This is a genomic window from Streptomyces sp. NBC_00083, from assembly GCF_026343295.1.
Taxonomy (GTDB): domain Bacteria; phylum Actinomycetota; class Actinomycetes; order Streptomycetales; family Streptomycetaceae; genus Streptomyces.
The window spans coordinates 468,490-491,586 of sequence record NZ_JAPELY010000004.1; the positions used below are offsets into that span (position 1 = coordinate 468,490).

The following is a 23,097-nucleotide window of genomic DNA, read 5'->3' on the forward strand; positions in this document are numbered from 1 at the left end:
CCCCGGGTTACGGGGTGGGCAGACCCGCCGTGGGGAGACTGCCGGTCGGGAGCGAGCCGGCCTTGCCGCGGGTGAAGGAGTCCGTTCCGGCGCCCTGCCACGCGACGTCGAGGGTGTCGCCCTTGATGGTGGCCATGCCCTGGGTGCGCTCGGTGTTCCCGTCCGCGCACTTCAGGGTGAGCATCGTCATGCCCCCGCTCTCGGTGGCGGTGCCGGAGCAGACATGCGGGGTGAGCAGGGCCACGCCCTTGCCCGCGACGGCCATGGTGACTGTCTTGCCGCCGCTCGTCGCGGTCCAACTCCCTTGCAGGTCACTGCTGGTGGCGGGAGTGCCGGAACCCGTCGCCGTGGCGGACGCGGCGCCGGACGGGGATGCGGGGGCCGGGTCGGCCTTCTTGTCGCTGCTGCCGCAGCCGGTCAGTACGAGCGCTGCCGCGAGCCCGGCCGCGGCGCAGCCGGCGGTGCGTATGTGCTGGTGCACGAGGTGTCTTCCCCCTGTGAGCGGTTGAGTCCCTGAACGGCGTCCAGGACCGCGACAAATTACCAGCCGGGTCACCGCGTCCCGGCCCGGCCGGCACCGATCGGGCGGGTGCTTGAACCAGACGGGGCCGCACGGCGTCTCTTCCCTGGGTACGGGGAATTCGATTCGCGTGCGCGGGGCCCCCGCTGTAACCGCTCGGGCACCCCGCGTGCACGTGCATCTTCCCATGCAGGCGCACATGAACACAGCTATGATCCGGGTCAGTTGACCATTCACAGTTGCACGTCTGCACATTCCCGGGAGCGACCTTGCACCACGCGTACAACGGCATGGCGGCAGCGGAGCTTCAGGGTGCCGCGTGGCAGAAGAGCCGGCACAGCAACTCGCAGGGGTCCTGCGTCGAGTTCGCCAAACTGCCGGGAGGAGGGGTGGCGGTACGCAACTCACGCCACCCCGACGGGCCGGCCCTGGTCTACACCAGAGCGGAGATAGAGGCGATGCTGCTCGGGATCAAGGACGGGGAGTTCGACCACCTGATAGCGGACTGAGCCCGGCCGGTCCCGGCCGCCCAGGCCTCCCGTTGCTCCGTCGTGTCTCAGTCGGCGGGCTGGAGGCGGAACAGCGCCCACACGACCTTGCCGCCGACCGCCCCCGTCAGCGGGTGCCAGCCCCAGCTGTCGGCGAACGACTCGACCAGGAACAGGCCGCGGCCGGACTCCGCGCCGAAGTCGTCCCGCTCGCGCTCGACCGGGCTGTCGTCGCTGGGGTCGCGTACCGCGCACACGAGACGGCTCGTCCAGCGCATCAGATGCAGGCGTACCGGCACCTCGGTCTCGCGCGGGGTGTCCGCGGGCAGCGCGTGGCGCAGGGCGTTGGTGACGAGCTCGGAGACGACGAGGGCGACATCGTCGAAACACTCGGTGAGGTCCCACTGCGTGAGCGTGGATCTGGTGAACTTCCGTGCCCCGCCCACGGCTTCGAAGCGAGCGGGCAGCGCGCAGGACGCGGATCCCGCCACGGTCGAGGGGTCGAAGGGGGGAAGCGCCTGCCTTAAGGGCTGACAAGGCTCCAGCATGGTCGATCCATTCGTCCCCATGCGAGGCACTCCCGGGTTCGCGGCCGTGGCGGTACAGGACGCAAGCGACTAGACGCAGTTGAGCACGCAGGTGCGCGAGGGCCATGGTTCCGAATGCGTCGGCCCGATGCAAGGGCAGATGCACGTGCACGCGACCGACCTGTCCCTGCCCGTGCCGTTTCTTGCTCATTTCTTCCTCAGAAGTTCCTCAGGCCGATTTCACTCCTTGACCATTTCCGTAATCGCGCGGGTACGGGGTGAAGCGTTTTGATGGCAGACTGCACCGCACCATTGGATGGGGAGGACGGCGAAGTGACCGCAGGGGAGGCATGGGGATCCCCCCGGCCGAGCGCAGTCGAGGCCGGCGGAGGCTCCGTGGTCCGGCGCATTCTGCTGGGCTCTCAGCTCAGGCGCCTGCGTGAGTCGCGCGGCATCACGCGGGAAGCCGCCGGGTACTCGATCCGGGCGTCCGAGTCCAAGATCAGTCGTATGGAGCTGGGGCGCGTGAGCTTCAAGGCCAGGGATGTCGAGGACCTGCTCACGCTCTACGGCGTCGGCGACGAATCCGAGCGCATGTCCCTGCTCGGCCTCGCCAAGGAGGCCAACATCGCGGGCTGGTGGCACAGCTTCGGCGATGTGCTGCCCGGCTGGTTCCAGACATATATCGGTCTGGAGGGCGCCGCGTCGCTCATCCGTATCTATGAAGTCCAGTTCGTGCACGGCCTGTTGCAGACCGAGGCCTATGCCCACGCGGTGGTCTCGCGCGGTATGCAGGGAGCGCCCGCCGCCGAGATCGACAAGCGCGTCGCGCTGCGGCTGGAGCGGCAGAAGGCCCTGGTGTCCGAGCGGGCTCCGCAGTTCCACGCGGTGCTCGACGAGGCGGCCCTGCGCCGCCCGTACGGCGAACGCGACGTGATGCGCGGCCAGTTGAAGCACCTCATCGAGATGTCCGAGCAGCCCAACATCCACCTCCAGGTGATGCCGTTCAGCTTCGGCGGCCACGCGGGTGAGAGCGGCGCCTTCACAATGCTGCGGTTCCCCGAGTCGGACCTGTCGGACATCGTCTATCTCGAACAGCTCACCTCCGCACTGTATTTGGACAAGGCGGAAGAGGTCGCGCAGTACGAACGCGCCATGGCCCGACTGCAACAGGACAGCCCCGGCCCGGAGGAAAGCCGCGATCTTCTGCGCGGACTCCTTCAACTCAGCTGACTCATCAGTAGGATGACGTCACATCAGGCCAGTTACGCGGTTGACCGCGCGAAGCCGGCGGACACAGCAGTAGGGGATGGCATGTCCTTCTTCACCGACCTCGCCCACCAGTTCATAGACGGCCAGTGGCGCACCGGCAGCGGGTCGTGGGACATCATCGACTTCGATCCGTACAACGGGGAGAAGCTCGCCGCCATCACCGTCGCGACCGTCGACGAGGTCGACGAGGCCTATCGCGCCGCCCAGCGCGCCCAGCGCGCATGGGCCGAGACCAACCCCTATACCCGCCGGCTCGTCTTCGAGCGCGCCCTGCGGATCACCGAGGACCGCGAGCCCGAGATCATCGAGGCCATGATCAGCGAGCTGGGCGGTACCCGGCTCAAGGCGGTCTACGAGGTCCATCTCGCCAAGGAGTTCCTGCGCGAGGCGATCCAGCTGGCGCTCCGCCCCGAGGGCCGGATCCTGCCGTCTCCGGTCGACGGCAAGGAGAACCGCGTCTACCGGCTGCCGGTCGGGGTGATCGGCGTCATCAGCCCGTTCAACTTCCCGTTCCTGATCACGATCAAGTCCATCGCCCCCGCGCTGGCGCTGGGCAACGCGGTCGTCATCAAGCCGAACCAGAACGCGCCGGTGGTCGGCGGCGGCCTCATCGCCAAGATCTTCAAGGACGCCGGGCTCCCCGCCGGCCTCCTGAACGTGCTGGTCACCGACATCGCCGAGGTCGGCGACGCGCTGATAGAGCACCCCGTACCGAAGGTGATCTCCTTCGCGGGCTCCGACCGCACCGGCCGTCATGTCGCAGCCGTCGCCGGCAGCCACTTCAAGCGCGTCATCCTGGAGCTGAGCGGCAACAGCGCCCTGGTCGTCCTGGACGACGCCGACCTCGACTACGCGGTGGACGCGGCGGTTTTCAGCCGCTTCGTCTATCAGGGCCAGGTCTGCATGGCCGCCAACCGCATCCTGGTCGACCGGTCGGTGGAGGAGGAGTTCACGGCCAAGTTCCTCGCCAAGGTGGCCACGCTCAAGACCGGTGACCCGGCGGATCCGGCCACCGACATCGGTCCGGTCATCAACAACTTCCAGGCCGACGCGCTGACTTCACTGGTCGACCAGGCCCTGGCCGAGGGCGCCACCGCGCTGGTACGGGGCGCCACCCGCGGCAACCTGGTCGAGCCCACCGTCCTCGGGGGGCTGCCCGCCGACGCGTCCGTGCTGCGCCAGGAGATCTTCGGTCCGGTGGCGCTGCTCATCCCCTTCGACGGGGAGGAGGAGGCCGTACGCATGGCGAACGACAGCCCGTACGGCCTGAGCGGTGCCGTGCACACCGGCAACGTGGAGCGCGGGGTGCGGTTCGCCAAGCGGATCGAGACCGGGATGATGCACGTCAACGACTCGACGATCCAGGACGAGCCGCTGGTCGCCTTCGGCGGCGAGAAGTATTCGGGCCTCGGGCGGCTGAACGGTGACTCGACGGTCGAGGCGTTCACCACCCAGAAGTGGATCTCGGTGCAGCACGAGCGGAGCCCGTTCCCGTTCTGACGGGAAGTAGCGGACAGGAACTGACCTCTTTGCCGCCTACCGTGCTTCTTGTCGGCGGGGCGGCGCGCAGGACGCGCCGCCGGGCCGCCGGCATCAGCCAACCAGGCCCGGACGAAGGCGGTTTGACCATGGTTACGCACGTACCCTCCGCAGCACACGGCGACGAGCGCGGGGCGCTCCTGCTCTTCGTGGAGGCGCAGCGCGGCGGCTTGCGGCGCTCCGTCATCGGCCTCACCGAGGAGCAGGCCGCGAGCCGCCCGAGCGCGAGCGAGCTGTCGCTTTCGGGGCTGCTCAAGCATGTCGCCGAGTGCGAGCTGAACTGGCTGCGGATGGCGCAGCAGCAGCCGAACCCGAAGCAGCGCGATCAGTCGGACTGGCACGAGAGCTTCCGGCTGACCGGTGACGAGACCATCCAGGGCGTGCTGGCCTTCTGGGACGAAGTGGCGCTCGAAACCGAGGAGTTCATCCGCAAGGTGCCCTCGCTCGACGACACCTTCCCGCTGCCGCCGGCGCCGTGGTTCCCGAAGGACGGCCAGGTCTCGATGCGCTGGCTGCTGATGCACCTGGTCGAGGAGTTCGCCCGGCACGCCGGGCACGCCGACATCATCCGCGAGTCGCTCGACGGGAAGACGGCGTTCGAGCTGGTGGCCCTCGCGAACGGGTGAGGTCATAGGCTGGCGGCCATGTCAACCATCCGCCTGCTCGTTCTCGGCGCGGTACGTCAGCACGGCCGGACTCACGGTTACCAGGTGCGGAACGACCTGGAGTACTGGGGCGCCCACGAGTGGTCCAATGCCAAGCCGGGGTCGATCTACCACGCGCTGAAGCAGCTGGCGAAGCAGGGCGCGCTGCTGGCGCACGAGGTGGCGCCCAGCACGGCCGGCGGGCCGCCGCGCACGGAGTACGAGCTGACTCCGGCGGGCGAGGAGGAGTACGTCCGGCTCTTGCGCGAGGCGTTGTCCTCGTACAACCAGAAACCGGACGTCCTGTCCGCGGCCCTCGGCTTCATGGTCGACCTGCCGCGTGCCGAGGCGGCGGCGCTGCTGCGGGACCGGCTGGGGAAGCTGACGGCGTGGCGCGGCTCGGTGACGGAGTACTACGTGCCGGAGGGCGGGCCGGGGGAGCTGGGGCACATCGGCGAGATCATGGACATGTGGGTGCACTCGGCGGATGCGGATGCGGAGTGGACGCGGGGGCTGATCTCGCGGATCGAGGGCGGGGCGTACGCCTTTGCCGGCGAGGGAGAGCGGTTCGTGGGAGTGCTGGGCGAGGGCGAGCCCAACCCCTACGCGCCGCCCCGCTAGCCCGAGCCCCGGATCCGCCCCGAGCCCAGCCCCACTCGCACAGTTCCCCGCGCCCCTGGGTACTCGCCCTTGTCAGGGCGCCCGGCATCGGCATCCCTCTCCCTTGGCAGGGCGCCGGGCATCGGCATTCCTCCCCCTTGGCAGGGCGCCTGGTCCCGGCGTAGCCAGCCGGTCCGGCGTTTGAGGACGAGCGCCTTTCGGGCGCGAACGGGGTCTGGGGCGGAGCCCCAGGGGTTCGGACCTCAGCCCGTTTCCCAGCCCCCGGAGGGTTTCGGGAAGGGGCGGGGTGGGGCATCCCCGGGGCCTGGGGCGGAGCCCCAGCAACCCCGGCCGGCTTTCGTCTGCGGACCGTGCTGGGGCACCCGCGCAGTTCCCCGCGCCCCTAAAGACGTGGGGCACCCGGCGTCGCAGCCCGCAGCCCGCGCCCACCGCGGCGGAGCCGCGCAAACGGCACAGCCCCGCGCCCCTAAAGACGTGGGGCACCCGGCGTCGCAGCCCGCAGCCCGCGCCCACCGCGGCGGAGCCGCGCGAAAGGTGCAGTCCCGCGCCCCTAAAAAGTAGGGCACCCGGGGCCGAGCCCGGGGTGGGGCTAGTGGTGGAAGGCGGTGGCTTCGGATTCGGAGCGGCCCAGGGGGGCCGCCTGGCGGCGGAGCTCCGGCAGGAGGCGGTTCAGGTCCTCGATGAGGAGTCCCGCCAGGTCGGAGGAGAAGCCGTTGCGGCACACCACCCTCAGCACCGACAGATCCTCCCGGTTCGCCGGGAAGGTGTACGCCGGCACCAGCCAGCCCCGCTCCCGCAGCCGGCGCGAGACGTCGAACACGTCGTACCGGTCGACGTCCGGCGCCGTCGTGAAGGCGAACACCGGCAACTCGTCGCCCCGCGTGAGGAGTTGGAAGTCGCCGAGCGAGTCGATCCGCTCCGCGAGCCCCCGCGCCACGTCCCGCGTGGTCTGCTGCACCGCCCGGTACCCCTCCCGGCCGAGCCGCAGGAACGTGTAGTACTGGGCCACCACCTGCGCCCCGGGCCGCGAGAAGTTCAGCGCGAAGGTCGGCATGTCCCCGCCGAGGTAGTTCACCCGGAACACCAGCTCCTCCGGGAGTTCGTCCGCCGTGCGCCACAGCGCCCAGCCGACCCCCGGGTACACGAGCCCGTACTTGTGCCCCGAGGTGTTGATGGAGGAGACCCGGGGGAGCCGGAAGTCCCACACCAGGTCCTCGTCGAGGAAGGGCGCGACCATCGCCCCGGACGCCCCGTCGACATGGACCGGGATGTCCAGACCCGTACGCTCCTGCAAATCGTCGAGCGCCGCGCACAGCTCGGCGATGGGTTCGTACGACCCGTCGAAGGTCGAGCCGAGCACCCCGACGACGCCGATCGTGTTCTCGTCGCAGAGCGCCGCCGCGGCCTGCGGGTCGAGGTGGAAGCGGTCGCCCTCCATGGGCACCTGGCGCGCCTCGACCTCCCAGAACGTGCAGAACTTGTCCCAGCACACCTGCACGTTCACCCCCATGACGAGGTTGGGGCGGGCCTCGCGCGAGGGGTAGCGGTCCGCGTTGCGCTTCATCCAGCGCCGTTTGAGCGCCATCCCGGCGAGCATGCACGCCTCGCTCGACCCGGTCGTCGAGCAGCCGACGGTGGTGCTCGGGTCGGGTGCGTGCCACAGGTCGGCGAGCATCGCCACGCAGCGCCGCTCCAGCTCGGCGGTGCGCGGGTACTCGTCCTTGTCGATCATGTTCTTGTCGCGGCACTCCGCCATGAGCACCCCGGCCTGCGGCTCCATCCAGGTGGTGACGAACGTCGCCAGGTTGAGCCGGGCGTTGCCGTCGAGCATCAGCTCGTCGTGGACCAGCTGGTGTGCGGTCGCCGGGGGCAGCGGCCGGTCGGGCAGCCGGTGCCGGGGCGGCGCGGAGGTCATCGAGCCGACCGGGTCCGCCTCCCCGAAGAAGGGATTGAGCGCGAGCCGCCCGAACTCCTTCTCCGCTCCTTCGTCGCCGTGCTCCTTCTTGCTGCCGCCGCTGTGCAGTGCCATGGAGAGCCGATGTCCTTTCGGGGGAGGGGAGTTCGGGGAGGGCGTCGAGGACGGCCCCGGGTCAGGCTCGGGCGATGATCACCGCGGTTCCGTACGCACACACCTCGGTGCCCACGTCCGCCGCCTCCGTGACGTCGAACCGCATCATGAGGACCGCGTTGGCGCCCCGCGCCTTCGCCTGCGCCACCAGGCGTTCCATCGCCTGGTTCCGCGTCTCGACCAGCGTCTTGGTGAGCCCCTTGAGCTCGCCGCCGATCATCGACTTGAGGCCGGCGCCGATCTGGCTACCCAGGTGGCGGGAGCGTACGGTCAGGCCGAAGACCTCCCCGATGACCTGTTGCACCGTGTAGCCGGGAACGTCGTTCGTGGTCACGACCAGCACGTCCGACTGCGGGCCCTGTCCGCCGCCGTACTCCTCGATGCCCATGTGGTCCGCCTTCCGGTAGCCCTTGTCGGCCATCTCCAGCCTGCCCCTGGAACCACGCTTTCGCGCGTTACGTTGATAACTTTGGCTGCCGACGGCAGACAGCCCGCCCGACACCCACACCCAGGAGCCCGGTACCCGTGACTTCCCTTGCCCTCGGACCGAGCTGGCTGGACCCCGACTACTTGCTGGGCACCTTCGGTCTCATCGGGCTGCTGATCATCGTGTTCGCCGAGTCCGGCCTGCTCATCGGCTTCTTCCTGCCGGGCGACTCGCTCCTGTTCACCACGGGCCTGCTGGTCACCACCGGCAAGCTGGACACCCCGCTGTGGCTGGTCTGCGTCCTGGTGGTGTTCGCGGCGGTCCTCGGCGACCAGGTGGGTTACCTGTTCGGCAAGAAGGTGGGCCCGTCCCTCTTCAGACGGCCCGACTCCAAGCTCTTCAAGCAGGAGAACGTCGAGAAGGCCCACGAGTTCTTCGAGAAGTACGGGCCGAAGTCGCTGGTCCTGGCCCGCTTCGTGCCGATCGTGCGCACCTTCACGCCGATCATCGCGGGCGTCTCCGGGATGAACTACCGCTCGTTCCTCACGTTCAACGTCATCGGCGGCAGCCTGTGGGGCGCGGGAGTGACGCTGCTCGGCGCGGCGCTCGGCAACGTGCAGTTCGTGCACCAGCACATCGAGCTGATCCTCGTCGCGATCGTCCTCGTGTCGGTGGTCCCGATCGCGATCGAGTTCCTGCGGGCCCGCTCCAAGGCGAAGAAGAACCCGCCGGTGGCCGACGGCCCCGGTGGCGCGGGCCAGGCCCCGCAGCGCGGCGGGCGGCACGCCAAGCGCTGACCCGGGCGGGGCGCGCCGCCGGGCGGCGCGGAGCCCCCGGCCCGGCCGCGCGGCGCCGAGCCGCCGCCTCAGAAGCCGCGGGTCCGCTTGGCCGCGGCGCGGCCCGGCCCCGGCGAGCGCAGGAAGAGCCGGGCGATCTCGTTTCCGAGGTTCACGCCGATCGCGATGGCCAGGGCGAGCGCGATGGCCTTGGCGAGCGAGGCGACGCCCGTGTTCAGGTGGTTCTGGGCGATGGAGAGGACCCCGAAGTAGGTGGCGCTACCGGGCAGCAGCGGGCCGATCGCCGCGGTCACGTACAGCAGCGCCGAGGTGTTCCAGTACCGCGAGAGCAGCTGGCCGAAGAGGCCGACCAGGCCGGCCGCCACCGCCGTCGCCATGATCGGCGAGCCCTTCGCGGTGACCGCGATCGCGGCGTACACCACCCAGGCGACGCCGCCGTTGGCGGAGACGATCAGGACGGTGGAGCGGTCCTGTTGCAGCAGGACCGCGAAGGTCAGGCAGAGCACCATCGAGGCGAGGATCTGCACGATCGGCCGGTTGGTAGGCTGGAAGGTGCCCTCCGGGTTGAGCTCCGCGTGGATCTGGAGCCCGCCGTACAGGACGGACAGGACACCGACGACGATCGCGACGAAGAAGTACCCGACTTCGAGGAGCCGCGCGGACGCGGTCACGTAGAAGCCCGTGAGGCCGTCCTGGACGGCCGCCACCAGGGCCCGCCCCGGGATCAGCGCGAAGAGCCCACCGGTGATCACGGCGGACGGCCTGAGGTTCCAGGAGAGCAGACTGAGCGCGACGCCCATCGCGGCGGGCGGCATCGCCGCCACCACGAACTGGTAGAACTCCGGCAGCCCGCGCGCCGCGCACAGCCAGGCCAGCCGGTCGCCGAGGACCGCGCCGACCGCCGCCACCAGGAAGACCGTGACGCCGCCGCCCAGGAGCACCGAGGCCGCTCCCGCGAGGATTCCGCAGGCGGTGGTCAGGACCCAGCCGGGGTAGGGGTGGCGGTTTCGGCGGATCTCCGCGAGGCGCCGGTAGGCCTCTTCGAGGGAGACCTCGTGGTCCTCGCTGGTCATGTCCGTGACGAGCCGGTGCACGGCCGCCAGCCGGGTGTAGTCGGTGCCGCGGCGGCGCACCGTGCGGTTGGCCGTCACCGGGTCGTCCACCAGGGACGGCTGGTAGGTGATGCCGAGCATGGTGAAGGTGACGGTGGGCTCGCTGCGGTCGAGGCCGTAGCTGCGGCAGATCGCGAACATCGCCGCCTCGACGTCCTCGGCGCCCTCGCCGCCCGCGAGCAGCAGCTCGCCGATACGCAGCGTCAGGTCGAGCACGCGGGGCACCGCGGGGCCCGTGTCGTCGTGCTTCTGCACCGGCTCGGCCACCGGCCGGTCGCCGACCGGCATCCGGAGCATGGTGCGCATCCGGTCCTGCCAGGGCGCGTCCTTGGAGAGCCGCACCAGGGGCATGGAGCCGGTGGTGGTCATCGGGTTCGGCGTGTCCCGCGCGGTGTACGCGCTCGGCGTGGTGAATGCGGACGCGGGCTGTTCGGCGGGTGATTCGACGACCGGGGTGGAGAGGCCGGCCGGAAGCGCGAACTCGGAGGTGGGCGAGTCTTCCTCGGGCACCTGTGGCTGTTCCACGCCCTCGGGGGGTGCGAAGGCGCTGCGCGCCTCGTCGGACTGCGGTTTGCGGTCCTCGACCGTGTCGTGCTGCTCGGCCATCACTGGTCCCGTGCCTCCCTCCAGCCACTTCGGGTCCGTGTGCCCAGTATGTGGGTCGCCATGACGCGGCACGACAAGGGGAGGTCCGCCGCGAAGGCGCATGTCACGGGGGAGGGCGGCGGGCAGGGCGGGCCGCGCGGACGGCCCGGTACGACGACGGGCGGCGCACCCCGAGGGTGCGCCGCCCGTTCGCTACGGAAGGACGCGCGTCAGTGCGCGCCGCCCTGCGCCTCAAGGCGCTTGTAGGAGGCCTCGACCTCGGCCTCGGCCTCGACGCGGCCGACCCAGTCGGCGCCTTCGACGGACTTGCCGGGCTCCAGGTCCTTGTAGACCTCGAAGAAGTGCTGGATCTCCAGGCGGTCGAACTCGGAGACGTGGTGGATGTCGCGCAGGTGCTCGACGCGCGGGTCTGACGCCGGGACGCACAGCAGCTTGTCGTCGCCGCCGGCCTCGTCGGTCATCCGGAACATGCCGATCGCGCGGCACTTGATGACGCAGCCCGGGAAGGTCGGCTCGTCGAGCAGGACCAGGGCGTCCAGCGGGTCGCCGTCCTCGCCGAGGGTGTTCTCGACGAAGCCGTAGTCGGCCGGGTAGCTGGTCGAGGTGAAGAGTCGACGGTCCAGGCGGATCCGGCCGGTCTCGTGGTCGACCTCGTACTTGTTCCGCGATCCCTTCGGGATCTCGATGGTGACGTCGAACTCCACGGGTGGCTCTCCTCCATGATCAGCACATGCATCGGACGGGGCTGCGTCGGCCGCCATGTTCGCGGCGGGACGCAGTTCTGGTGATTAAGTGTCCCTCACGCAGGTGTGTGATCGCGAAAGGGGCTGGTCCTCGGTGCCGGGACCCAAGACATGGCAGCTCACAGCGGGTGCGGCGGCGATCGGCCTGGCACTGGCGACAGGGGCCGTGGCCCTGGCGGGACCGTGGGACTCAGGTCAGCGTACGGCCGAGCGCGCACGGGCCGCATCGTCGGACGCCAGGGGTGGCGCACATCACCAGCGCCCCGCGGATACGGAGGCTCCGGCTCCGGCCCCGAGCGCGCCCGGCGTGCTCGCGGCGCTCCACCCGGCCGGCGACGCGCCCGTCCCGGCGGCCCTGCCCGCGGCGCTCGCCCCGCTGCTCGCCGACCCCGCGCTCGGCCCGCATCCGGCGGGCTCGGTCCTCGACACCGCCACCGGCCAGGTCGTGTACGCCTCCCGCGCGGACGTCGCCATGACGCCGGCCTCCACCACCAAGATCGCGACGGCGACCGCGGTCCTCACCGCGCTCCCGGCCGACCACCGCTTCACCACCGCCGTGGTCGCGGCCCCGGCCGACGGCTCGGCGCTCACCCTCGTGGGGGGCGGCGACCCCACCCTGGACCGGGCGCGCCTGGCCGCGCTCGCCGACGACACCGCCCGCGCGGTGCGGGCCCACTCCCTCGACCACGTCCGTCTGACGTACGACGCCTCGCTCTTCACCGGTACCCCGGTGCACCCCATCGGGCCGAACGAGAACCTCGCGCCGGTCGTCGCCCTGATGACGGACGAGGGGCGCACGACCGTCCCGCAGAGCGCCGCGGGATCCCCCGGTACGGAGGAGAGCGGGCCCGGCGCTCGCACCGCCGACCCGGCGGGCGACACCGCGCGGGCCTTCGCGCGGCTGCTGCGCGACCGCGGGGTGCGGGCGGACGACCCGGTGGCGGGCCCCGGGCCCGCGGGGGCGACCGCGGTCGCGAGCACCCGTTCCGCGCCGCTGACCGAGGTCGTCGAGCGGATGCTGACCGAGAGCGACAACGACATCGCGGAGGCCCTCAGCCGGCAGACCGCGATCGCCACCGGGAAACCCGCGAGCTTCGAGGGCGGCGCCGCGGCCGTCGCCGCGCAGCTCGCCAAGGAGCAACTCCCGCTGAACGGAAGCGTGTTCACGGACGGCAGCGGACTCAACCGCGCCGACAGGCTCACCGCGGACCTGCTCACCCGGCTGCTCGCCAACGCCGCCGACCCGGCCCGCCCCGCACTGCGGCCCATCCTCACCGGTCTGCCCGTCGCCGGGTTCACCGGCACCCTCAGCACCCGCTACGGCACCACCTCCGCGGCGACCGGCCTGGTCAGGGCGAAGACCGGCACGCTGGGCGGCGCCGGGGTCAACACCCTGGCGGGCACCGTGGTGGACGGGGGCGGCCACCTCCTGGCGTTCGCGTTCCTCACGGCGGGCACGCCCGGCGCCGACCCGGCCCCCGCACAACGCGCCCTCGACCGGCTCGCCACCCGGCTCACGGCGCACTGAGCTTCGCCGAGCGGGTTCCCTCACGGGGACGACAACGTACGGTTGACGCATGACTGGCATCGGCGGTGCAGGTACCTCTGGGATGGTCGACTGGAACCTCGCGGTCGCGACCGCGACCCGACTGGTGCGGCCGGGCCCCGACGTGAGCCGTGAAGAGGCGCGAGAGATCGTCGCCGAGCTCCGTCGGCACGCCAAGGCCGCCGAAGAACACGTACGGGCGTTCACCCGGATGATCCCGGAGGGCGTCGAACCGGAGGACACCCCGGTCCTGGTCGTGGACCGGGCCGGATGGGTGAAGGCCAATGTGGCCGGCTTCCGCGAGATCCTGCGGCCCCTGCTGGACAAGATGCAGGAGCGCCGGGGCAGCACGGCCGCCGGAGCCGTGTTCGGCGCGGTCGGCGGCAAGGTCACCGGTGTCGAGCTCGGCATGCTCCTGAGCTTCCTGTCCTCACGCGTCCTCGGTCAGTACGAGACCTTCGCGCCCGCGAGCCGGGACCTGCCGGCGGGACCCGGCGGCGGGGGGCGGCTGCTGCTCGTGGCGCCCAACATCGTGCACGTGGAGCGCGAACTCGACGTGCCCCCGCACGACTTCAGGCTCTGGGTCTGCCTCCACGAGGAGACCCACCGCACCCAGTTCACGGCCGTGCCCTGGCTCCGCGACCACCTGGAGAGCGAGATCCAGTCGTTCCTCGGCGCCACCGAGGTCGACCCGATGACCGTCCTGGAGCGGCTGCGCGACGCGGCGCAGTCCCTGGCCGGGGGCCGGCCCGAGGGCGAGGAGGACGACGGCGGGCGCTCCCTGGTCGAGCTGGTGCAGACGCCCGAGCAGCGCGAGATCCTCAACCGGCTCACCGCCGTGATGTCCCTCCTGGAGGGCCACGCCGACTACGTGATGGACGGTGTCGGGCCGCAGGTCGTGCCCTCGGTCGCCGAGATCCGCGAGAAGTTCAAGGAGCGCCGGGCCAAGGGCGCCTCCCGGCTCGACATGGCGCTGCGCAAGCTCCTCGGCCTCGACGCCAAGCTGCGCCAGTACCGCGACGGCGAGCGTTTCGTGCGGGCCGTGGTGGAGGAGGTGGGCATGGACGGCTTCAACCGGGTGTGGACCTCTCCGAACACGCTTCCTACGAAGTCCGAGATCGCCAAGCCGGCGGAGTGGGTCGCGCGGGTGCACCGCAAGGCGGAGTCCTGACCTGAACGCCGCCGGTGGCGGGTGTCAACGCGGGAATCACCCATCCGAGGGACCGTGGGGCATGGGTAGGCGTGCAATGCTCGGGTAACGGCTCTGTTCTGTCACCATCTACGCACTCTGTGTGACTGAACGGCCCTCCTGCTCCCCCTGTTCCCCCCGCATCCTCTCCGCGCAAGAGGCACCCCCAACTTCACCGAAGGGCACCGGACATGGGTCCCCATCCTGCGGTCGCAGCGATACGCCTGGCGGTTCGCCGCGTACTCCACGACGTACTGAACGAACACTCCCGCGACCACCAGAACGCCGAGACGGCCGTGACCGCGGGGGCTCCCGCAGGTCAGGGCGCGAGCGTTCGCACCGCGCCCGAGCCCCTCGTGCTCGTGGCCTGCTCGGGCGGCGCCGACTCGATGGCGCTCGCCTCCGCCCTCGCCTTCGAGTCCCGCAAGCTCTCGCTGCGCGCCGGCGGGATCACCGTCGACCACGGCCTCCAGCACGGCTCGGACCTGCGCGCCGCCGAGGTCGTCTCCCGCATGACCGGCCTGGGCCTGGACCCCGCCGAGTCCGTCGCCGTGCGCGTGGGCCGCGAGGGAGGTCCCGAGGCCGCCGCCCGGGACGCCCGCTACGCCGCCCTCGACGCCGCGGCCGAGCGGCACGGCGCCGCCGCGATCCTGCTCGGCCACACCCGCGACGACCAGGCCGAAACGGTGCTGCTGGGCCTCGCCCGCGGCTCCGGCACCCGCTCCCTGTCCGGCATGGCCGCCGTCTCGGGGGCGGCGGGCCGCTACCGGCGCCCCTTCCTGGAGCTCGACCGCCAGACCGCGCGCAAGGCCTGCATGGTCCAGTCGCTGCCCGTCTGGGACGACCCGCACAACGCCGACCCCGCCTACACCCGCTCCCGGCTGCGCCAGGAGGGTCTGCCGGCCCTGGAGAAGGCGCTCGGCAAGGGCGTCGTCGAGGCGCTCGCCCGCACCGCCCAGCTCTCCCGTGACGACGCCGACGCCCTGGACGCCTGGGCCCTCCAGGCCGACGCCTCCGTACGGGACGAGGCGGGGCTCCTGGAGTGCGCGAAGCTCTTCGCGCTGCCGCCCGCCGTGCGGCGCCGGATCGTGCGCCGCGCGGTCATCGAGGCGGGCTCGCCCGCCGGCTCGCTCTTCGCCCGCCATGTGGAGGAGGTCGACAAGCTGATCACCAGCTGGCGCGGCCAGCGGGCCATCAATCTCCCGGGCCGCGTCGTCGCGCGTCGGCAGGGTGGCAGACTGGTCATTCGGCAGAGCTGAGCGAACGCACGTAACTCGGCTCGCGTACGGACAACAGAAACCCCCAAGAAAGCGGCCCGGGTGAACGAGAAGGACATGGGCACCGACCTCCAGTCGGTGCTCATCACCAAGGAAGAGATCGACGCGAAGCTGGCGGAGCTGGCCGGGAAGATCGACGCGGAGTACGCGGGCAAGGACCTGCTCCTCGTCGGTGTCCTGAAGGGCGCCGTCATGGTCATGGCGGATCTGGCCCGCGCGCTGTCCACCCCGGTCACCATGGACTGGATGGCCGTCTCCTCGTACGGTGCGGGCACCCAGTCCTCCGGCGTCGTGCGGATCCTCAAGGACCTCGACACCGACATCAAGGGCAAGCACGTCCTGATCGTCGAGGACATCATCGACTCGGGTCTCACCCTGTCGTGGCTCCTGTCCAACCTCGGATCGCGCGAGCCCGCCTCCCTGGAGGTGTGCACGCTGCTCCGTAAGCCGGATGCCGCAAAGGTCGCGATCGACGTCAAGTGGATCGGTTTCGACATTCCGAATGAATTCGTCGTGGGCTACGGCCTCGACTATGCCGAGAAGTACCGCAATCTCCCCTTTGTCGGGACGCTCGCTCCGCACGTGTACGGCGGCTGAGGCAACCCGTTCAGTTTCGGGGAACCACAGCCCGCCCCGCGCCGTTGGAGCATGGGAAGGGCCCTTTGTCAGCCGTACCGTGCGACCACGGGTGACAATGCTGGGGTACCGTCCGAAGAACAGTCTTTACACACAGTCTTAGTCACAGTCACAGCAGCATTTACTACGGGCAGGAGGGACGGGGCGTTCTCGCTCCGTATGGATGGACGTGAAGCGATACTTCCGTGGGCCGGTCATGTGGATCGTGCTGGCCGTCCTCGCCGTGGTCGTGCTGATGCAGGTCGTCGGCTCGGGTGGCGGCTACAAGACGGTCGACACATCCGATGTCGTTCAGGCGATCAGCAACAAGCAGGTCGAACAGGCCAAGATCACCACAGGTGACAGCCAGGTCATCAAGATCGACCTGAAGGACGGCCAGAAGGTCAAGGGCAGCAGCAAGGTCCAGGCGAACTACATCGGGGACATCCAGGCGAGCTCGCTCGCCGACCAGCTGCAGGGCAGCGTCAAGGCCGGTGACATCCCCAAGGGCTACACCGTCTCGCCCGACAAGCAGAACCCGTTCCTCGGGATCCTGCTCTCGCTGCTCCCCTTCGTCCTCATCGTCGTGGTCTTCCTGTTCCTGATGAACCAGATGCAGGGCGGCGGCTCCCGAGTCATGAACTTCGGGAAGTCCAAGGCCAAGCTCATCACCAAGGACACCCCGAAGACGACCTTCGCCGACGTGGCGGGGTCCGACGAGGCCGTCGAGGAACTCCACGAGATCAAGGAGTTCCTCCAGGAGCCGGCGAAGTTCCAGGCCGTCGGCGCCAAGATCCCCAAGGGCGTGCTGCTCTACGGCCCGCCCGGCACCGGCAAGACGCTGCTCGCCCGCGCCGTCGCGGGTGAGGCCGGTGTTCCTTTCTACTCGATCTCCGGCTCCGACTTCGTCGAGATGTTCGTGGGTGTGGGCGCCTCGCGTGTCCGCGACCTCTTCGAGCAGGCCAAGGCGAACGCCCCGGCGATCGTCTTCGTCGACGAGATCGACGCCGTGGGACGGCACCGCGGTGCGGGCCTCGGCGGCGGTCACGACGAGCGCGAGCAGACCCTCAACCAGCTGCTCGTCGAGATGGACGGCTTCGACGTGAAGGGCGGCGTCATCCTGATCGCCGCCACCAACCGGCCCGACATCCTCGACCCGGCGCTCCTGCGCCCCGGCCGCTTCGACCGCCAGATCGCGGTCGACCGCCCGGACATGCAGGGCCGTCTGGCGATCCTCAAGGTCCACCAGAAGGGCAAGCCCGTCGCCCCGGACGTCGACCTGTCGGCCGTCGCGCGGCGCACCCCCGGCTTCACCGGCGCCGACCTGGCGAACGTGCTGAACGAAGCGGCGCTCCTGACGGCGCGCAGCGACCGCAAGCTGGTCGACAACGACGCGCTCGACGAGGCGATCGACCGCGTCGTGGCGGGTCCGCAGAAGCGCACGCGGATCATGTCCGAGAAGGAAAAGAAGATCACCGCGTACCACGAGGGCGGTCACGCCCTGGTCGCAGCGGCCTCTCCCAACTCGGACCCGGTCCACAAGATCACGATCCTCTCGCGCGGCCGGGCCCTCGGCTACACGATGGTCCTGCCGGACGAGGACAAGTACTCGACCACGCGCAACGAGATGCTCGACCAGCTCGCCTACATGCTGGGCGGGCGCGCGGCCGAGGAGCTCGTCTTCCACGACCCGACGACGGGCGCGGCCAACGACATCGAGAAGGCCACGGCCACCGCTCGCGCGATGGTCACGCAGTACGGCATGACCGAGCGTCTGGGTGCGATCAAGTTCGGCGGCGACAACAGCGAGCCGTTCCTCGGCCGTGAGATGGCGCACCAGCGCGACTACTCGGAAGAGGTCGCGGCGCTCGTCGACGAAGAGGTCAAGAAGCTCATCGAGACGGCGCACAACGAGGCCTGGGAAATCCTGGTCGAGAACCGCGACATCCTCGACAAGCTGGTCCTGGAACTCCTGGAGAAGGAGACCCTCAGCAAGGAGCAGATCGCCGAGGTCTTCTCCGGCATCGTCAAGCGTCCGGCCCGTCCGGCCTGGACCGGCTCCTCGCGGCGTACGCCGTCGACGAGGCCGCCGGTGCTCTCGCCGAAGGAGCTGGCGCTGACCAACGGTGCCACCACGAGCGCCAATGGCTCCGCGCCCCTGGAGACGCCCACGGAGGCCCTGCCGGCCCCCGAGGACCGACCCGAGGCCTGAGCCCCCGGGGCCCCACCGGCCCCGGAATGCATGCCGCGCCCCCCAGGTTCTAGCCTGTGGGGGCGCGGGTGTTTTCTGGCCACGCGCCATGAATGACAGTCGAGGAACGAGGCACAGATGACCGACCCGGTGACGCTGGACGGCGAGGCCAAGATCGGCGAGTTCGATGAGAAGCGCGCCGAGAACGCCGTGCGCGAGCTCCTCATAGCGGTCGGCGAGGACCCGGACCGCGAGGGCCTCAAGGAGACGCCCGCCCGGGTGGCGCGGGCGTACAGGGAGATCCTGGCGGGTCTGCGCCAGGAGCCCGAGGACGTGCTCACCACCACGTTCGACCTGGGGCACGACGAGATGGTCCTGGTGAAGGACATCGAGATCGTGTCCGTCTGCGAGCACCATCTGCTGCCGTTCCACGGGGTGGCCCACGTCGGCTACATCCCCGCCGAGTCCGGCAAGATCACCGGTCTGTCGAAGCTGGCCCGGCTGGTGGACGTGTTCGCCCGCAGGCCGCAGGTGCAGGAGCGGCTGACCACGCAGATCGCCGATTCGCTGATGCGCATCCTCGACGCGCGCGGCGCCATCGTGGTGATCGAGGCCGAGCACATGTGCATGTCGGTGCGCGGCATCCGCAAGCCCGGCGCGAAGACCATGACGTCGGCGGTGCGGGGCCAGCTGCGGGCCCCGGCGACGCGCAGCGAGGCGATGAGCCTGATCATGGCCCGCTGACGCCGCGGCCGTCCAACTCCCGGACGGGCCCTGCCGGTTGGGCGACGGCTATGACACGCTCTGGCCATGACGGAACAGAATCTGCCAGTCCGCTCTCTCGGTGAACTGGAAGTCTCCGCGCTCGGGTTCGGCGCCATGGTCCTGTCGCCGGGGATCTACGGCGACATCGACGACGACCGGGGCGAGCGTGCGCTGCGGGCGGCGCTCGACGCCGGAGCGACCTTCGTCGACACCTCCGACGGCTACGGCACGGACGGCCACAACGAGCGGCTCGTCGGCAGGGTCCTCAAGGGCCGGCGCCGCGAACAGGTCGTCGTGGCCACCAAGTTCGGCTTCCGGATCCCCGAGGGCGCCGAGCCGCACCCCTTCCCGGTCGGCTACGCCTTCGGCGAGCTGGCGGTCAACGCCGACCCCCAGCACGTACGGGGCTATGCGGAGGCGAGCCTTCGGGGGCTCGGCACGGAGTACATCGACCTGTACTACCCGCACTTCCCGGATCCGCGGGTGCCGCTGACCGACACGGTGGGCGCGGTCGCCGAACTCGTCGACGCGGGTCTCGTGCGCCATCTCGGCCTGTCCAACGTGAGCTCCGACCAGCTGCGCGCGGCGCACGCCGTGCACCCGGTGGCCGCGGTGCAGGTCGAGTGGTCGATGTGGCGGCCGATCTCACCGGAACTGCTCGCCACCGCGCGGGAGTTGGGGGTGGGGATCGTGCCGTGGTCGCCGCTGGGGCAGGGCTTCCTCGGCGGGGCGGTGCAGTCGGTGGGGGAGGGCGACTTCCGGCAGCACATGGGCCGGTTCGACGCGGCCAACCTCAAGGCCAACACCGACCGGTTCGCGCCGGTGCGCCAGGTGGCCGACGAACTGGGCATCACCCCGGCGCAGCTGGCGCTGGCGTGGCTGCTCCATCAGGACGAGCACACGGTGCCGATCCCGGGCAGCCGCACCCCGGCGCACATCGAGGAGAACCTCGCGGCCGGGCGGATCGAGCTGTCGGCGGCCGTGCTCGCGCGGCTCGACGGGATCCTGGCGCGGACCCGGGTCGAGGGCGGCACCCTGCTGTAGCGGCGGGCCGGTCCGGGTCTCAGACGGCCGTGGCCGTGGTGTCGTCCTCGTCCTCGGGGAGCTTGCAGACGCGCTCCAGGAAGAACGCGGCGGCCACCACGGCGATCCCGGCGAGGACCGAGAACCCGGCGTAGATCGCCTGGTCGCGGCGGGCCGGCACGTCGAGGTAGCTCAGCAGGTAGACGCCCGTCCCGCCGTACATCCCGCAGACCAGGGAGGCGACCAGGGCGCTCGCCTGGCCGAAGACGACCGCGCGCGCCGCCATCAGGGGCTCCACGCCCTTGGCGCCCGGCCGGCGCTCGCGCTGGGCGCGCAGCCGGGAGCGGATGGACAGGGCGGTGGCGAGCAGGATCACGGCGATCACCGCGAGCACGATGGGCGCCGCGATCGGCACGCTCGGCAGCGTGGCGACCGCGTCCCACAGCCGGGCGCCCGCCCAGGAGAGCACTCCGGCGATGACGAACAGGCCGGCCAGCACGCCAAGCCGCAGTTGCTTCACGGAGTAGTGCCCTTCGCGTCTCTTGATGGGGGGGTCGGAGCCGACCCTCAGCAGCGTAACGACTACTCGGGCAGCCTGAGTTCCAGGTCGGCGCGGGCGAGGACGCCCTCGTGGCCGACGCCGCTCAGCAGGTCGGCGACCGCGCCGTGGCCGGGCAGCTGGGCGCCGGGGTCCACGTCGTGCCAGGGGGCGAGGACGAAGGCGCGCTGGTGGGCGCGGGGGTGAGGGAGCGTCAGGACCGGGTCGTCGGAGACGACATCGGCGTAGGCAACGATGTCCACGTCGATGGTGCGGGGTCCCCAGCGCTCCTCGCGGACGCGGTCGAAGGCCTCCTCGATGGCGTGGCCGCGCTCCAGGAGCGAGGCCGGCGGGAGGGTGGTCTTCACGACGACGACCGCGTTGAAGTACGAGGGCTGGGAGCCGGGGTCGACGCCCCAGGGCTCGGTCTCGTACACCGGCGAGACGGCTTTGACGCGGAGCCCGGGGGTGTCCTCCAAGGCGTCGATGGCGCCCTGGAGCGTCTCCAGGCGGTTGCCGAGGTTGGAGCCGAGGGCGATGACCGCGCGGCGCGGGTTGGAGAGCGTCATGTCGGCCGCGTCGACCTGCTCGACCACGGAGGCGGGCACCGGCTGTACGGTCGGGTCGCTCTGCGCGGCCCCCTGCGAATACACGCTCATACTCGGCTCCGGGTGATGGTGATGGTCACGTCGTCGAACGGGACGGTGATCGGCGCGTCGGGCTTGTGGACGACCACCTCCACCTCCTGGACGCCTTCGTGCTTGAGGCACTGCTGGGCGATCCGCTCCGCGAGCGTCTCGATCAGGTCGACGGGCTCGCCCTGGACGACGTCCACGACTTCCTCGGCCACCACGCCGTAGTGCACGGTCTTCGCCAGGTCGTCGTCGGCCGCCGCGAGGCGGGTGTCGAGGCCGAGCACCAGGTCGACGATGAAGGTCTGGCCTTCCTCGCGTTCCCGGGGGAAGACGCCATGGTGCCCACGGGCCTTGAGGCCGCGCAGCGCGACACGATCCACGCGAATCACTCCTGCTGTCGTTGGTCAGACGGACATGCGGCCGCGTGCGGGCGGCACGGTGCCCACAATCGAATCTACCTGCGGGCACTGACAGTGCTCGCCCATGGGGGCTATGGACAGATCCTGACAGGCCTGGTAGCCGCCCCTACCCGATGGCTCTCGGTTCAACCCTCGAAAGCCGGCGATCGTGCCCGGATTCAGTACTCTTCCGGCCTGTTCCGGCCTCTTTCCAGCTTCTTCAGGCCTCGTCCGGCTCCTCGTCGCCCGATTCGGCGAGTACCGGAGAGCCGTGGTGGGACCAGAGCCGCCAGCCTTCCGATGTGCGGCGGAACACATTGGTGGCCACCACGAGCTGGCCGACGAGGGGGCCCAGTTCGCCGCTCTCCTCGGCGGGACCGCCGCTGAGGATGTTCTCCGTACAGGTGACCAGCGCGGTGTCGCCGAGCACGACGGCCTTCACATCGGTCAGGAAGAACTGGATGTACTCCGTGTTCGCCATGATCAGCGCGTACGAGCGGAGCACCTCGCCGCGCCCGGAGAGGACCGGCCAGCCCGGGTGGACGCAGGAGATCCCGGTGTCGCCGGCCACGGTGGCGCTCAGCCAGAGGTCGGACAGCTCCTCGAAGTCGCCCCGCTCCAGGGTCTCGTAGAACGCCGTGTTGGCGCGCTCGACCGCCTCGATGTCCTTACGGGGGCTCACCGGGCTCCCTCGACGGCGCGGGCCACGCGGACGGCGTCGGCGGTGGCGCGGACCTCGTGGACGCGCACGGCCCAGGCGCCCTCGTGGGCGGCTATGGCGGAGACGGCGGCGGTGGCCGCGTCGCGCTCGCGGGCGGGCGGCGGGGCGCCCTCGTCGCCGGCCAGGACGTGGCCGAGGAACCGCTTGCGGGAGGCGGCGACCAGGACGGGGCGGCCGAGCGCGCGCAGGTCGGCGAGGTGGGCGACCAGGGCGAGATCGTGCTCCGCCTGCTTGGCGAAGCCGAGGCCGGGGTCGATGACGAGGCGCTCGGGGGCGACACCGCCCTCGATGACGGCCTCGATGCGGACGCGGAGTTCGGCGACGACTTCGCCCACCACGTCGCCGTAGACCGCGCGGCTGTTCATGTCCTGGCTGAAGCCCCGCCAGTGCATGACCACGAAGGGGGTGCCGGTGGCGGCGACGGTGGGGATCATCGCGGGGTCGGCGAGGCCCCCGCTGACGTCGTTGACCAGGACCGCGCCCGCGGCGACCGCCTGTTCGGCGACGCGGGCGCGCATGGTGTCGACGGAGACGGTGACGCCCTCGGCGACCAGGCCCCGTACGACGGGGACGACGCGGCGCAGCTCCTCGGCCTCGTCCACGCGGGAGGCGCCGGGGCGGGTCGACTCACCGCCGACGTCGACGAGGTCGGCGCCCTCGGTGACGAGGTCGAGGCCGCGCTTGACGGCGATCGAGGTGTCGAACCACCGGCCGCCGTCGGAGAAGGAGTCGGGCGTCACATTGACCACGCCCATGACCGCGCAGCGGTCCCACGCGGGCAGACCGTCGACGGCCCCCCGCCCGTTCGGCAGCCCGTTCCACGTACTCATACGTC

The 23,097-nt window shown here is 70.7% G+C and carries 24 protein-coding genes; 13 read left to right on the forward strand and 11 right to left on the reverse strand.

All coding sequences use genetic code 11. The features are described from left to right. Nucleotides 1–7 precede the first annotated feature (7 nt). Nucleotides 8–481 (reverse strand): hypothetical protein, encoded by a 474-nt coding sequence (locus tag OOJ98_RS32240; RefSeq protein WP_267058644.1) that lies wholly within the window; start codon nucleotides 479–481, stop codon nucleotides 8–10. Nucleotides 482–789: 308 nt separating this feature from the next. Between OOJ98_RS32240 and OOJ98_RS32245 the strand changes: the two genes are divergently transcribed. After that, nucleotides 790–1,029 (forward strand): DUF397 domain-containing protein, encoded by a 240-nt coding sequence (locus OOJ98_RS32245; protein ID WP_053724624.1) that lies wholly within the window; start codon nucleotides 790–792, stop codon nucleotides 1,027–1,029. A 47-nt stretch (nucleotides 1,030–1,076) separates the two neighbouring features. On the opposite strand, the gene OOJ98_RS32250 is transcribed toward OOJ98_RS32245, so the two are convergent. Continuing rightward, on the reverse strand, nucleotides 1,077–1,577 hold the full coding sequence (locus OOJ98_RS32250; protein WP_267058645.1) for an ATP-binding protein: 501 nt from the start codon (nucleotides 1,575–1,577) through the stop codon (nucleotides 1,077–1,079). Nucleotides 1,578–1,868: 291 nt separating this feature from the next. Between OOJ98_RS32250 and OOJ98_RS32255 the strand changes: the two genes are divergently transcribed. The 4 genes from OOJ98_RS32255 (at nucleotide 1,869) to OOJ98_RS32270 (ending at nucleotide 5,611) form a co-directional block, all read left to right on the forward strand. After that, on the forward strand, nucleotides 1,869–2,768 hold the full coding sequence (locus tag OOJ98_RS32255; protein WP_267058646.1) for a helix-turn-helix transcriptional regulator: 900 nt from the start codon (nucleotides 1,869–1,871) through the stop codon (nucleotides 2,766–2,768). A gap of 81 nt (nucleotides 2,769–2,849) precedes the next feature. Continuing rightward, entirely contained in the window at nucleotides 2,850–4,307 is a 1,458-nt protein-coding gene (locus tag OOJ98_RS32260) for an aldehyde dehydrogenase family protein (protein WP_267058647.1), read from the forward strand. A 128-nt stretch (nucleotides 4,308–4,435) separates the two neighbouring features. After that, complete coding sequence (locus tag OOJ98_RS32265; protein ID WP_267058648.1) at nucleotides 4,436–4,972, forward strand: DinB family protein; 537 nt, start codon at nucleotides 4,436–4,438, stop codon at nucleotides 4,970–4,972. An 18-nt stretch (nucleotides 4,973–4,990) separates the two neighbouring features. Further along, nucleotides 4,991–5,611: a PadR family transcriptional regulator gene (locus OOJ98_RS32270; RefSeq protein ID WP_267058649.1), complete on the forward strand. Its 621-nt coding sequence runs from the start codon at nucleotides 4,991–4,993 to the stop codon at nucleotides 5,609–5,611. 589 nt (nucleotides 5,612–6,200) lie between these two features. Here OOJ98_RS32270 and OOJ98_RS32275 read toward each other — a convergent pair. Continuing rightward, nucleotides 6,201–7,640 (reverse strand): glutamate decarboxylase, encoded by a 1,440-nt coding sequence (locus tag OOJ98_RS32275; protein WP_267058650.1) that lies wholly within the window; start codon nucleotides 7,638–7,640, stop codon nucleotides 6,201–6,203. A gap of 61 nt (nucleotides 7,641–7,701) precedes the next feature. Then, nucleotides 7,702–8,067 carry a YbjQ family protein gene (locus OOJ98_RS32280; protein ID WP_267058746.1) on the reverse strand — a complete coding sequence of 122 codons (366 nt, stop codon included), beginning with the start codon at nucleotides 8,065–8,067 and terminating at the stop codon, nucleotides 7,702–7,704. Between the two features lie 137 nt (nucleotides 8,068–8,204). On the opposite strand from OOJ98_RS32280, the gene OOJ98_RS32285 reads away from it, so the two are divergent. Next, the gene (locus tag OOJ98_RS32285; RefSeq protein WP_267058651.1) at nucleotides 8,205–8,903 is read left to right on the forward strand and encodes a DedA family protein; all 699 of its coding nucleotides are present in this window, start codon (nucleotides 8,205–8,207) and stop codon (nucleotides 8,901–8,903) included. 68 nt (nucleotides 8,904–8,971) lie between these two features. Here OOJ98_RS32285 and OOJ98_RS32290 read toward each other — a convergent pair whose 3' ends face one another. Next, a complete protein-coding gene (locus OOJ98_RS32290) occupies nucleotides 8,972–10,621 on the reverse strand; it encodes a threonine/serine exporter ThrE family protein (protein ID WP_267058652.1) in 1,650 nt (549 codons plus the stop codon). A gap of 209 nt (nucleotides 10,622–10,830) precedes the next feature. After that, entirely contained in the window at nucleotides 10,831–11,325 is a 495-nt protein-coding gene (locus OOJ98_RS32295) for an inorganic diphosphatase (RefSeq protein WP_100577700.1), read from the reverse strand. Nucleotides 11,326–11,671: 346 nt separating this feature from the next. Here OOJ98_RS32295 and dacB point away from each other — a divergent pair, with 346 nt between their 5' ends. From dacB to OOJ98_RS32330, 7 genes are all read left to right on the forward strand, one after another. Continuing rightward, complete coding sequence (dacB, locus tag OOJ98_RS32300) at nucleotides 11,672–12,892, forward strand: D-alanyl-D-alanine carboxypeptidase/D-alanyl-D-alanine-endopeptidase (protein ID WP_323177957.1); 1,221 nt, start codon at nucleotides 11,672–11,674, stop codon at nucleotides 12,890–12,892. Nucleotides 12,893–12,941: 49 nt separating this feature from the next. Beyond that, entirely contained in the window at nucleotides 12,942–14,081 is a 1,140-nt protein-coding gene (locus OOJ98_RS32305) for a zinc-dependent metalloprotease (RefSeq protein WP_267058654.1), read from the forward strand. Nucleotides 14,082–14,290: 209 nt separating this feature from the next. Beyond that, nucleotides 14,291–15,358 (forward strand): tRNA lysidine(34) synthetase TilS, encoded by a 1,068-nt coding sequence (gene tilS, locus OOJ98_RS32310; protein ID WP_267058655.1) that lies wholly within the window; start codon nucleotides 14,291–14,293, stop codon nucleotides 15,356–15,358. A gap of 75 nt (nucleotides 15,359–15,433) precedes the next feature. After that, nucleotides 15,434–15,973, forward strand: coding sequence for a hypoxanthine phosphoribosyltransferase (gene hpt, locus OOJ98_RS32315; RefSeq protein WP_120727895.1), 540 nt, complete (start codon nucleotides 15,434–15,436; stop codon nucleotides 15,971–15,973). Between the two features lie 202 nt (nucleotides 15,974–16,175). Next, nucleotides 16,176–18,203: an ATP-dependent zinc metalloprotease FtsH gene (ftsH, locus tag OOJ98_RS32320; RefSeq protein WP_267058656.1), complete on the forward strand. Its 2,028-nt coding sequence runs from the start codon at nucleotides 16,176–16,178 to the stop codon at nucleotides 18,201–18,203. A gap of 117 nt (nucleotides 18,204–18,320) precedes the next feature. Continuing rightward, nucleotides 18,321–18,926 (forward strand): GTP cyclohydrolase I FolE, encoded by a 606-nt coding sequence (gene folE / locus OOJ98_RS32325; protein ID WP_267058657.1) that lies wholly within the window; start codon nucleotides 18,321–18,323, stop codon nucleotides 18,924–18,926. A gap of 66 nt (nucleotides 18,927–18,992) precedes the next feature. After that, nucleotides 18,993–19,991 carry an aldo/keto reductase gene (locus tag OOJ98_RS32330; protein WP_267058658.1) on the forward strand — a complete coding sequence of 333 codons (999 nt, stop codon included), beginning with the start codon at nucleotides 18,993–18,995 and terminating at the stop codon, nucleotides 19,989–19,991. Between the two features lie 19 nt (nucleotides 19,992–20,010). Here the strand turns inward: OOJ98_RS32330 and OOJ98_RS32335 are convergent, their stop codons facing one another. The 5 genes from OOJ98_RS32335 to folP all read right to left on the reverse strand — a co-directional run bounded on the left by OOJ98_RS32335 (nucleotide 20,011) and on the right by folP (nucleotide 23,092). Next, nucleotides 20,011–20,490 (reverse strand): DUF3180 domain-containing protein, encoded by a 480-nt coding sequence (locus OOJ98_RS32335; protein WP_267058659.1) that lies wholly within the window; start codon nucleotides 20,488–20,490, stop codon nucleotides 20,011–20,013. A gap of 62 nt (nucleotides 20,491–20,552) precedes the next feature. Further along, nucleotides 20,553–21,167, reverse strand: coding sequence for a 2-amino-4-hydroxy-6-hydroxymethyldihydropteridine diphosphokinase (folK, locus tag OOJ98_RS32340; RefSeq protein ID WP_267058660.1), 615 nt, complete (start codon nucleotides 21,165–21,167; stop codon nucleotides 20,553–20,555). Continuing rightward, complete coding sequence (folB, locus tag OOJ98_RS32345; RefSeq protein ID WP_053731208.1) at nucleotides 21,164–21,523, reverse strand: dihydroneopterin aldolase; 360 nt, start codon at nucleotides 21,521–21,523, stop codon at nucleotides 21,164–21,166. Before folB ends, folK begins: the two co-directional genes overlap by 4 nt. 238 nt (nucleotides 21,524–21,761) lie before the next feature. Further along, nucleotides 21,762–22,223 carry a nuclear transport factor 2 family protein gene (locus tag OOJ98_RS32350; protein ID WP_267058661.1) on the reverse strand — a complete coding sequence of 154 codons (462 nt, stop codon included), beginning with the start codon at nucleotides 22,221–22,223 and terminating at the stop codon, nucleotides 21,762–21,764. After that, entirely contained in the window at nucleotides 22,220–23,092 is an 873-nt protein-coding gene (folP, locus tag OOJ98_RS32355) for a dihydropteroate synthase (RefSeq protein WP_267058662.1), read from the reverse strand. Before folP ends, OOJ98_RS32350 begins: the two co-directional genes overlap by 4 nt. Nucleotides 23,093–23,097: the final 5 nt, after the last annotated feature.